Source organism: Luteolibacter sp., assembly GCF_058122085.1.
This window is the reverse complement of record NZ_JBIKBQ010000008.1, coordinates 39,690-50,813: the sequence shown is the minus strand read 5'-3', so window position 1 is coordinate 50,813 and position 11,124 is coordinate 39,690. Positions and strand designations below refer to the sequence as shown.

The 11,124-nt window shown below is 61.5% G+C and carries 7 protein-coding genes and 1 pseudogene; 6 read left to right on the top strand and 2 right to left on the bottom strand.

What is annotated here, in order from left to right; translation table 11 throughout:
- Positions 1 to 106: 106 nt before the first annotated feature.
- The 6 genes and pseudogenes from AC4DF4_RS02465 to AC4DF4_RS02440 all read left to right on the top strand — a co-directional run.
- Positions 107 to 1,069, top strand: a pseudogene (locus AC4DF4_RS02465) (HsdM family class I SAM-dependent methyltransferase); the annotation flags it as partial.
- Positions 1,066 to 2,217 (top strand): restriction endonuclease subunit S, encoded by a 1,152-nt coding sequence (locus AC4DF4_RS02460; protein WP_490046529.1) that lies wholly within the window; start codon positions 1,066 to 1,068, stop codon positions 2,215 to 2,217. The pseudogene AC4DF4_RS02465 and the gene AC4DF4_RS02460, both read left to right, overlap by 4 nt.
- A gap of 143 nt (positions 2,218 to 2,360) precedes the next feature.
- Positions 2,361 to 3,122, top strand: coding sequence for a four helix bundle suffix domain-containing protein (locus AC4DF4_RS02455; RefSeq protein WP_490046528.1), 762 nt, complete (start codon positions 2,361 to 2,363; stop codon positions 3,120 to 3,122).
- A gap of 67 nt (positions 3,123 to 3,189) precedes the next feature.
- Positions 3,190 to 5,568 carry an EcoAI/FtnUII family type I restriction enzme subunit R gene (hsdR, locus tag AC4DF4_RS02450; RefSeq protein WP_490046527.1) on the top strand — a complete coding sequence of 793 codons (2,379 nt, stop codon included), beginning with the start codon at positions 3,190 to 3,192 and terminating at the stop codon, positions 5,566 to 5,568.
- Between the two features lie 411 nt (positions 5,569 to 5,979).
- Positions 5,980 to 7,269, top strand: coding sequence for an aminopeptidase P N-terminal domain-containing protein (locus AC4DF4_RS02445; protein WP_490046526.1), 1,290 nt, complete (start codon positions 5,980 to 5,982; stop codon positions 7,267 to 7,269).
- A gap of 57 nt (positions 7,270 to 7,326) precedes the next feature.
- Positions 7,327 to 8,475 carry a glycosyltransferase family protein gene (locus AC4DF4_RS02440; protein WP_490046525.1) on the top strand — a complete coding sequence of 383 codons (1,149 nt, stop codon included), beginning with the start codon at positions 7,327 to 7,329 and terminating at the stop codon, positions 8,473 to 8,475.
- 8 nt (positions 8,476 to 8,483) lie between these two features.
- Here the strand turns inward: AC4DF4_RS02440 and AC4DF4_RS02435 are convergent, their stop codons facing one another.
- Together AC4DF4_RS02435 and AC4DF4_RS02430 are read right to left on the bottom strand one after the other, a co-directional pair.
- Entirely contained in the window at positions 8,484 to 9,740 is a 1,257-nt protein-coding gene (locus tag AC4DF4_RS02435; protein WP_490046524.1) for a glycosyltransferase family protein, read from the bottom strand.
- Positions 9,737 to 11,119 carry a hypothetical protein gene (locus tag AC4DF4_RS02430; RefSeq protein ID WP_490046523.1) on the bottom strand — a complete coding sequence of 461 codons (1,383 nt, stop codon included), beginning with the start codon at positions 11,117 to 11,119 and terminating at the stop codon, positions 9,737 to 9,739. Before AC4DF4_RS02430 ends, AC4DF4_RS02435 begins: the two co-directional genes overlap by 4 nt.
- Between the last annotated feature and the right edge of the window lie 5 nt (positions 11,120 to 11,124).

The window sequence follows — 11,124 nt, the reverse complement described above, 5'->3', positions numbered from 1 at the left end:
GGTGTTGGTTGATTTGAAACGTTTGTTCAAACAGGCGATGTCGGAACATCGCCCGATCAACCAGCACCAATCGATTTTAACATTTTAACGAAAAAAAATCCTCTTCCTCAAGAACATGGGCAACGCCGGGCGCAACGGCGGCGAGTATTACACCCCGCGCCCGCTCATCCGCGCCATCATCCGGGTGGTCGATCCCAAGATCGGCGACACCATCTACGACGGCGCGGTCGGCTCCGGCGGGTTCCTCTGCGAGGCTTTTGATTACCTCAAGTCCGGGAAAAAACTCACCACTCGGGATCTCACCACCCTCCAGACCCGGACGTTTTACGGCAAGGAAAAGAAGTCCCTCGCCTACGTCATCGCGATCATGAACATGATCCTGCACGGCATCGAGGCGCCGAACATCATCCACACCAACACCCTCACCGAGAACCTCGCCGACGTGCAGGCGAAGGACCAGTATGACGTGGTGCTCGCCAATCCGCCCTTCGGCGGCAAGGAGCGGCCGGAAGTGCAGCAGAACTTCCACATCCGCACCGGCGAGACCGCCTTCCTCTTCCTCCAGCACTTCATCCGCCTGCTCAAGGCCGGGGGGCGCGCCGGCATCGTCATCAAGAACACCTTTCTATCCAACACGGACAACGCTTCCGTCAGCCTGCGGAAACTGTTGTTGCAGAACTGCAATCTCCACACCGTGCTCGATTGCCCCGGCGGCACCTTCCAGGGCGCGGGCGTGAAGACGGTGGTGCTGTTTTTCGAAAAAGGCGCGCCCACCCGCAAGGTCTGGTTCTACAAGCTCGATCCCGGCCGGAACATGGGGAAAACCAACCCGCTCAATGATGCCGACCTCGCGGACTTCATTGAACGGCAGAAGACGTTTGCGGACTCGCCGAAGAGCTGGAGCGTGGACGTGAAGGACATCGATCCGAAAACCTGCGATCTCTCCGTGAAAAACCCGGACGGCGGCGAGGTGATCGATCACCTCAGCCCGGCGGATATCATGAAGGAAATCGCCGCGCTGGATCAGGAAAGCGCGGAGGTTCTGAAATCCATCAAGGCGCTGTTATGAAGAAGGGGTGGAGAACAGAGAGTCTTGGTGAGCTTTGCGATGTGCTCGACCACAAGCGCAAACCAATTACCAAGTGTGACCGGGTTGCAGGCGATTATCCTTATTACGGAGCAACTGGCGTCCTGGGGCATGTCGAAGGTTACATCTTTGACGAGCCTCTTGTTCTCGTTGGAGAGGACGGCGCGAAGTGGGAATCTGGAGCACACACTGCATTCGCCGTCGGAGGCAAAATTTGGGTTAATAATCACGCGCACGTTCTCCGACCACACCGCAACGAAATCCTAGATAACTGGCTGATCTATTTCCTGAATCATTCTGACCTCTCCGTGTTTGTTTCCGGCTTAACGGTGCCTAAGCTCAATCAGGGGAATCTGCGGGAGATTCCGATTCCCCTCGCCCCGCTCGCCGAACAGCAGCGGATCGTCGGCCTGCTCGACGAAGCGTTTGAGGGCATCGCCACCGCCAAAGCCAACGCCGAAAAGAACCTCCAAAACGCCCGCGCCCTCTTCGAAAGCCACCTCCAATCCGTCTTCTCCCAGCGCGGTGAGGGGTGGGTGGAGAAGAGGATTGAAGAATGGTGCGACTCGATCATGGACTGTGTGAATAAGACTGCGCCCGTGGTTGATGGACCAACGCCGTTCAAGATGATACGAACCACCAATGTCCGTCATGGGCGTGTCGATGTGTCGTCCGTCAAATATGTGACTGAGGAGACTTACAAGGTCTGGACCCGTCGCCAGACGCCTCAGAAGGGAGACGTGATTTTGACCCGCGAAGCTCCGATGGGCGAAGTTGGAATGCTTCTCACTGACGACAAGGTTTTTCTGGGGCAACGGCTCGTGTCGTATCGCGTCAACTCCACGAAACTAGATAACCACTTTCTCCTCTTTGCCCTGCAATCAGGAGACCTTCAGGGACAGATACACGCAAAAGCTTCGGGATCGACCGTCCAGCACATGCGCGTGCCGGACACGAAGAATCTTTTGCTGGCTGCGCCTCCTCTGGCAAAACAACGCGAAGTTGTCGCGCAACTGTCGAGCCTCCGCGCCGAAACCCAACGCCTAACCAGCCTCTACACCCGCAAGCTCGCGGCGCTGGAGGCGTTGAAGAAGTCGCTGCTGCACCAGGCGTTCAGCGGGGAGTTGTGAACGGAACTTGTCAGAAAGAGAGATGGTGACCTTATTGACAGAAATGACAGAGATGACCTTGCTGACGCTGACAACAGGGTCAATCCCGGCAACAGGGTCACTCATCCCGGCAACAAAGCCCCCCAACCCAACCCCGCCCCGCCATGTCCGAGCTTTTTGACAAACACGGCGGATTCCGGAAGCTGCATTCGTTCACGCTGGCCACCATCGTGCAGCTCGAAACCCTGCGTTTCTGCCGGCGTTTCCTGACGCACGACCACCGCCAGACGCCCGAAAAATTCTACGACCCCAAAGGCCGCCAATACGACCAGATGACCCAGGCCGCCCGCAGCGGACGCCAGAACATCATCGAAGGCTCGGAACGCTCGTCCACCTCCAAGGACACGGAGATGAAACTCACCGACGTGGCCCGCGCCAGCCTCAGCGAGCTGCGCGGCGACTACGAGGTCTTCATCATCGACAGCGGCGAGCTGCCGTGGTCCGTCCACTCCGAGGAAGCCCGCGCGGTGAACGCGATTTCCATCGACCCCGCGCCGTTCCAGGACGACATGGTCCACGAGTCCGCCAAGCACGCGCTGGCGCAACGCCGGAAATACGCCCGCTGGCTGGATTCGCCGGACCCCGTGGTCGCCGCCAACGCCATGCTGCTCATCATCGGCCGCGCCTTGAACATGCTGAAAAGCCAGATTGCCGCGCAAGGCAAGGCCTTCGAGGAAACCGGCGGCTTCAGCGAGCGCCTCACCACCCGCCGGCTCGAAGCCCGCGAGGAGCAACGCAACGCCGCCGATCCCTCCCCGCCATGCCCGCAGTGCGCCCAACCCATGCGCCGCCGCAGATCCGCAAAAGGAGAGTTCTGGGGCTGCACAGGCTACCCGGCATGCAAAGGAACAAAGCCGCTAGAATGACCGCATTGACGTTGTTGACCCAATTGTCAACGCCGTCAACAACGTCAATAAAGTCCCACACCACCCCATGAACGAGTCCGAAACCCGAGCCGAGCACATCGATCCCGCGCTAACCGCCGCTGGCTGGGGAGTCATCGAAGGCAGTCGCATCCGCCGCGAGCATCCGATCACGCTCGGGCGCATCGAGGGCCACGGGAAACGCGGCAAGGCGCTCTCGGCGGACTACGTGCTGGAATACCGGAACACGAAACTCGCGGTGGTGGAGGCGAAGGCCTGGGACGTGGCGCTCACGGAAGGCGTGGCGCAGGCGAAGAACTACGCAGGCAAGCTTTCCATCCGTTTCACCTACGCCACGAACGGGCAGGGGATCTACGGGATCGACATGGAGACGGGCAAGGAGAGCGACGTTTCCGGCTATCCGACACCGGACGAGCTGTGGGCGCTGACCTTCGCCAAGGTGAACGCGTGGCGGGATCGTTTCGCCGCCGTGCCCTTCGAAGATCGCGGCGGCTATTTCCAGCCGCGCTACTATCAGGACGTGGCGATCACCCGCGTGATGGAAGCCATCGCGGACGACCGGCAGCGCATCCTGCTCACGCTGGCCACCGGCACGGGCAAGACTTTCATCGCGTTCCAGATCGCGTGGAAGCTTTTCCACAGCCGCTGGAGCCTTGGCCGCGAGGCCACGCGACGTCCGCGCATCTTGTTTCTGGCGGACCGGAACATTCTGGCGAACCAGGCCTTCAACGCGTTCTCGGCATTTCCCGAGGACGCGCTGGTCCGCATCGAACCGGGCGACATCCGCAAGAAGGGCAAGGTGCCGAAGAACGGCAGCCTGTTTTTCACCATCTTCCAGACGTTCATGAGCGGTCCGCCGAAGGATGGCGAGCCGTCACCCTACTTCGGGGAATACCCGGAGGACTTTTTTGACTTCATTGTCATTGATGAATGCCACCGCGGCGGCGCGAATGACGAGAGTAACTGGCGCGGCATTTTGGATTATTTCACGCCTGCCGTGCAGCTCGGCCTCACGGCGACACCGAAGCGGAAAGACAACGTGGACACCTACGCCTACTTCGGCGAGCCGGTGTATATCTACTCGCTCAAGGACGGCATCAATGACGGTTTCCTCACGCCCTTCAAGGTGAAGCAGATTTCCACGACCATCGATTACTACACCTACACCTCGGACGACACGGTGGTGGAGGGGGAGATCGAGGCGGGCAAGGTTTACGAGGAAGCGGACTTCAACAAGAACATCCAAATCCGCGAGCGCGAGAAGAAGCGGGTGGAGATCTTCATGGGCCAGATCAACCAAAACGAGAAGACCCTCGTTTTCTGCGCCACCCAGGATCACGCACGGATCGTGCGCGACATGATCAACCAGATGAAGACCAGCAAGGACCCGAACTATTGCCAACGGGTCACGGCGGACGACGGCGCGCTCGGCGAGCAGCATCTGCGGGATTTCCAGGACAACGAGAAGAGCATCCCCACGATCCTGACGACCTCGCAGAAACTCTCCACCGGCGTGGATGCGCGCAACGTGCGGAACATCGTGCTGATGCGCACGGTGAATTCGATGATCGAGTTCAAGCAGATCATTGGCCGCGGCACCCGGCTCTACGACGGCAAGGACTACTTCACGGTTTACGACTTCGTGAAGGCGCACCTTCATTTCGCCGATCCGGAATGGGACGGCGAGCCGCTGGAAGAGGAAGACTGCCCGAAATGCGGCAACCGTCCCTGCACCTGCGAGGTGAAGCCGCGGCCTCCTTGCGAAGCCTGCGGCAAGAAACCGTGCGAGTGCCCCAAGGAATCCTGCGAGGCCTGCGGCAAGGTCCAATGCACCTGCGAGAAGCGGAAGAAAGCCAAAGTGAAACTGGCCGACGGCAAGGAGCGCAGCATCCAGCACATGATGATGACCACCTTCTGGCATCCCGACGGCACGCCGATGTCCTCCCAGCAGTTCATGGACATGCTCTTCGGCAAGCTGCCGGATTTCTTCGCCAACGAAGACGAACTCCGCGAGCTGTGGAGCGTGCCGGACACCCGCGCCAAGCTGCTTGCCGGCCTCGATGAAAAAGGCTTCGGCAACGATCAGCTGGCGGAGATGCAGAAGATCATCGATGCCGAGAACAGCGATCTCTTCGACGTGCTGGCCCACGTGGCCTACGCCCTGCCGACGCTCAGCCGCGATCAACGGGCGGCGAAAGCCAAGGTGGAGATCAGCACCCACTTCAACAGCAAGCAGCAGGTGTTTCTCGATTTCGTGCTGTCCCACTACGTCAGCGTGGGCGTGGAGGAATTGGACCAAAAGAAACTGGCTCCGTTGCTCAAGCTCAGATATCGGGACTCGATCAACGATGCCGTGGCGGATCTGGGAGAAGACATCGGTGAGGCGTTCACCGGATTTCAAAAATACCTGTATCAAGGAGTGGCTTAAGCAGATTTATCTAGAGTAGCGGCGTCGCTGCTATTTGCAGGAGGGATGCGAGGAGGCGATTGCGCCGGTGCTGAAACAGGCGGGGGCGCTGGCGGATGATTGGACGGGGGAGGTGAAGGAATTTTGAATGGTGGATTTTGGATTTTGGATGGGAAGAGGAAGGGGTGAACATCGAACGCTCAACCTGGAACGTCGAAGGGAAGATGAAGAGCAGCCTCCGGCGGGGGAAGGTGATGGGCGCGCCGCGGCGGTCACGCCCTGCCGGGATTGGGCACGGAGCGAGACGCTCCGGCAACGGTCTGGGGCGAGACGCCCGCAGCCACGCGTTGCAGGGACGCGGCGGACGCGTTCCGCTGCTCCTTGATCAAAATCCAGATTGCCCTGCGGCGGCGGATAGCTTGAACTCCCGGCGTGCGCTACGAACCGATTGCTCCTGATTTTTTTGTCCGCAACCGCGGGAACCTCCGCGGATTGCTGAAGCCGAACAGTATGGTGATCGTCCTGGCGAATGACATCTACCCGACCAACGCGGACGGGACGATGGCTTTCAAACAGAACAGCGACCTGTTCTATCTCACGGGCGTGGATCAGGAGGAGACGACGCTGGTGCTGATGCCGGATGCGGCGGATTCCAAGGAGCGTGAGATTTTGTTCGTGAAGGAGACCAGCGAGCTGATCGCGGTCTGGGAGGGTGAGAAGCTCACCAAGGAACAGGCGCGGGCGGCGACGGGGATCGAGCGGATCGAGTGGTCCCACACCTTTGAGGGGTTCCTGCATCGCCTGGTGCCGCAGGTGGAGCACATTTACCTGCTGACCAACGAGCATCTGCGGGCGAGCGTGGTGGTGGAAACCCGCAACGCGCGATTCATCAAGGACTGCCAGGCGCGCTATCCGCTGCACCGTTACGAGCGGCTCGCGCCCTTGCTCCACCGCTTGCGGATGACTAAGGACGCGGAGGAAATCAAGCTGCTCCAGCGGGCCTGCGACATCACGGAGGCGGGGTTCCGGCGGGTGCTGGGATTCATCAAGCCGGGAGTGGGCGAGTGGGAGATCGAGGCGGAGCTGCTGCACGAGTTCGTCCGCCGCGGCTCGCGGGGGTTTTCCTATTCGCCGATCATCGGGAGCGGGAAAAACGCCTGTGTGCTTCACTACGTGGAGAACGACAAGGTTTGCAAGGATGGGGAAATGATCCTGATGGACGTGGCCGCCGAATACGCGGGCTGGGCCTCCGACCTGACGCGCACGGTGCCCGCGAACGGGAAATTCACCAAGCGCCAGCGCGACGTTTACAACGCGGTCCTGCGGGTCTTCCGCGGCGCGAATGACATCCTCCGCCCCGGCAACACACCGATGGAATATCAGAAGCAAGTCATCGAGCTGATGGAGCGCGAGCTCGTCGGGCTGGGGCTGTTCACCGCCAAGGAGGCCAGCGAGCAGGGGCCGGACAAGGCGCTGGTGAAGAAATACTTCATGCACGGCACCTCGCACCATCTCGGCCTCGACGTGCACGACGTCGCCCCGCCGCACGAGCCGTTCGCGGATGGGATGGTCTTCACCATCGAGCCGGGGATTTACATCCGCGAGGAAGCGCTGGGCGTGCGCTTGGAAAACGACTTCGTGATCGGCAAGGACAGGAATTTCGACCTGATGGGCAAGATCCCGATCGAAGTGGAGGAAATCGAACAGCTGATGCGCCGGTGAGAAGTGGCGGCTTGGGATTCCCTTGAAAAGCCTGCTGTGATTTCCCAATCTACCGCCGTGCCTCCGTCTGATCCGCGCCCCATCGCATTTTTCGCGCACGAGCGCGGAGACGCGCGGGTGAGGAAACGCATCGCCGCTCTCCAGGACCAGGGCCGCAAAGTCATCGGCTTCACCTTCCACCGGGAGCGCGACAAGGCGGACCTTCCCCCGACTTGGAAAAACGTCCATCTCGGCACCACCTACAACCGCCGCTACCTCCAGCGGCTGTGGGCGTTTGTGAAATGCACCGGCGTGCTGTGGGCGAACCGGGAGCTTCTGGGGGATTGCGCGCTCATCTACGTGGTCAACACGGACAACGCCGTCCTGGCACTGCTAGGCCGCTTCTTCGCGGGCCGCCGGGTGCCGCTCGTCCTGGAGCTGGCGGACATCCAGCCCGCGATGACGGGCCGCGGAGTGATTTCGAAGATCCTGCGCGCCATCGAGCGCGCGGTGCTGGATCGCACGGCGCTGCTGGTCACGACCTCGCCCGGATTCGTCCGCGAGTATTTCCTGCCGGTGCAAGGTTATGCCGGGGAGGTTTTCCTGTTGGAGAACAAGGTCTATCCAAGCCGCCGCCTGCCGGCCGCGCTGGACAACACCGCTCCGGTATCCGCGGGGCGGCCGTGGGTGATTGGTTGCTTCGGCGCGCTGCGCTGCCGCCGGAGCCTCGAACTCATGCACGCGCTGGCGCTGCGCCTCGGCGACCGAGTCCGCATCGTGCTGCGCGGCTATCCGGCGGGTGTGATTGCCGATGACTTCGACGACCTGCTCGGCGATCTGCCGAACTTCGAATTCGGCGGCTCTTATTTCTATCCGGACGAGCTGGCGGATCTCTATGCGGAAATTGATTTCAACTGGGCCTTCGACATGAGCGATCCGAACGGCAACTCCGCCTGGCTTTTGCCGAACCGGATCTATGAAGGCGGTTGTTTCGGCGTGCCGGTCATCGGCGCGAAGACGACCGAAACCGGCCGCTGGATCGACGAGCACGCGCTCGGCTGGACGTTCGCCGAGCCGCTGGGGGAGAATCTGGCGGATTTTTTCGAATTGCTGGATTCGGCGGAGTGGGAGGTGGTGAAACGCCGTTGCGCCGCCCACCCGCGCGCGGAATTCACCGGTGAAGCGGACTACGTCAGGCTTGCGGAGCAGTTGGAGCGAGTGGGGTGAAAATCCCGTCACAATGACTCCAGCAGCTCCACCAGAATCCGGTCGAGGCGATCTTGAGAGTGGTGCTCGCGATAGTCCGCGAAGCGGGAGGAGAGCGGGTTTCCATCGAGATTGGTGCGTGCCGCGAGACGCGGGATGGCGGCGAGTGCCTGTTCCGCGTTTCCTTCCGGGATGGTGAGGCCGAGGCGGTAGCTTTCCACGCGGCCGCCGACGCATTCGCCCGCGGTGGCGAGGGAGGGGATCTCGAAGGCCGCGGCTTTGCCGAGCGTGCCGCTGCTGCCTTCGAAGTTCTCGTAGGCCGCCCAGGCGATGTCGAAGGCGCTGAAGAGCGAGTTGTAGTCCGCCTCGTTAGGAATGCGCCCGGCGGCGGGATCGAAGTGGATGTTGCGGACTTCCCCGGCGGCGATTGCTTCGACGAGCGCGTGCATTTCCGCCTGCTCTGCTTCGGTGAATTGCGGGAGGTGAATGGTGCCGGCGCAGACGAAGTAGTAAGGGAGGTCCATCTCGCGCGCGAGTTTCGCGGTGCGGATAAATGTTAGTAAGCCCTTGCGGCGCTCGAGGCCGATGATACCAATGATCTTCCGCCCGGCGGCTTTGCGCTGGATTTCCAAGGCGAGCGGAAACGCCTCGGCGGGCAGGCCGGCCTGCGTGACATCCGGATAGGCGGTGACCCTGACGCCGGATTCCTCCATCGCCGGGATGAAGCGCTCGTCGAGCACGCCGATGCCGCGGCAGAGGTTGCTGCGGATGAGCGCGTCGCCCTTGGCGAGGAGGCGCAGGGATTTTTTCAGTGACGGGGTCTCGCCGTGGTGGTGGTTTCTCAGATAGAGGCCGCTCCACAGGCGGTTGAGCAGGACTCCGGGAATGGCCGGGATGGGGAGAAAGCGCAGGTAGCTGTCGAGATAGGGGAAATAGACGAGGTCGGCGCGCAGTCCGCTGGCGGCTTCTGCCTGGGAGAGGGTTTCGGCGGCTGTTTTCCAGCGGGAAAAGGTGCGGGCGGGATCGCCCTCGAAGCGACCGTTGAAGAAGCTGCGGCTGCCGGTGGGAAGCTTGTGGAAGTGGACGCGTCGGCTGAGGGTGGCGGCGGTCTCGGCATCCACGGCCTGAAGCAGGTCGTGCATCGCGGCTTCCGGTTCGGGGCAGAGGCCGATGACCCGCGCGCCGGCGCGCAGGAAGGACGCGGTGAACTGGCTGAAATACATGGGATGATGCCCGACCCACAGCGGATTGATCAGCGCGACGGTCTTTCCGTTTTTCGGCATCATGAGAGCGACCGCCGGGCGGTGGTGTGAATCCAGGACGAACGGACCATGAAGGCCTGCGGCAGGCCCGCCATCATGCCGAAGAGGATGCCGACAAGTCGTTCCTGAAACGGGTTGCTGGTGAGCGATTCGCTGAGGAGGCAGCAGGTCGCCACGAAGGGGAGGAATGCCAGCCATTGGTCCGGTCCGGGATCGGAGGCGTTGGCGCGCGCCGCCAACAGGCTGGATACCGCGGTGCCGCCCAATAAAATCAGATAGCTAGCCAGCGCGATGACCCCGCCTGACAGGAGTCCGTAAGTCCAGACCGAGTGTCCGGCGAACCAGATGTCATCCTCGCTGGCCTCCTCCTTCGGGATGACCATCCAGATTTCCGGCATGTAGGCGCTGTCCCAGTAGTAGGACGAGCCGACGCCGCGGCCGTGGATGAAATGCACCGGGTCGTTTGAGAGGATTTTCCAGATCGCATCGGCCTCCGCCTTGCGGGTGAGGTAGGAGATGTCCGAGCCGAGATTCCGATCGGAGGCGTTGTGGAACAGCCGTTCATTCCAGCGCTCGATCATCAGAGGCTGGAAAAGCGCGACAAGCCCGATGGCCACGGCGATCAAGGTAAGAATCGCGCCGACTGGCAGCAACCGCCTGCCGAGGCTCGACCATTGGTATTGCTTCCAACTCACACCCACCATGAAGCACGCCGAAGCCGCCATGCCGCCGACGACCACCGGGAAGATCAAGGAGCGGCTCACGGTGATGCCGATGCCGATGAAAAGCACGCCGCAGGCCACCAGCAGGTTCCAGTGAAAGCGCCCGCGCAGCAGGATGGCGCAGGCGATCCACGCGGCGATCCAGTTGGTCGCCGGGCTCTGGACCTCGAAGCGGACGGTCTCCAGCGAGGCTTCCTTGAAGAGAAATCCGTGGATGATCCGCCACAGGATATTGATGCACGCCGCGGTGAACACGGGAGCGATGATTCGTGACGGACGAATGCCCATGCAGCCGGCAATGTGGGCGTTGATCATTCCGAAAAGACAGAAAGCCAGCGGCAGGATGACCCGGATCGAGCGGCCGGGTTGCACGCCTTGCAAGACCGAGTTGGCCAGCATGAAGGCGATGAACAAGCCCCAGAAGGCGATCAGCCAGGCTCCGGGACGGACAGTTAGGGATTTCCATCCCAGATATGCAATTCCGAGGGTCGAGGCGGTGCAGGAGCCGAGAAAGAGCAACTGGTCGATGCCGGCGCCGCCCGCTCCTTCGCGCGCCGCCGCGCCCCGGTAGTCTAGGGCGAAGGAAAGCATGAAGACCCAGAGCAGCCGCTCCACCCACACGGCCTGCCCCGCCGTGGGGACGGATACGGGGTCGGGTGGACTTGCGGAAGTGGAAATCACGGAAT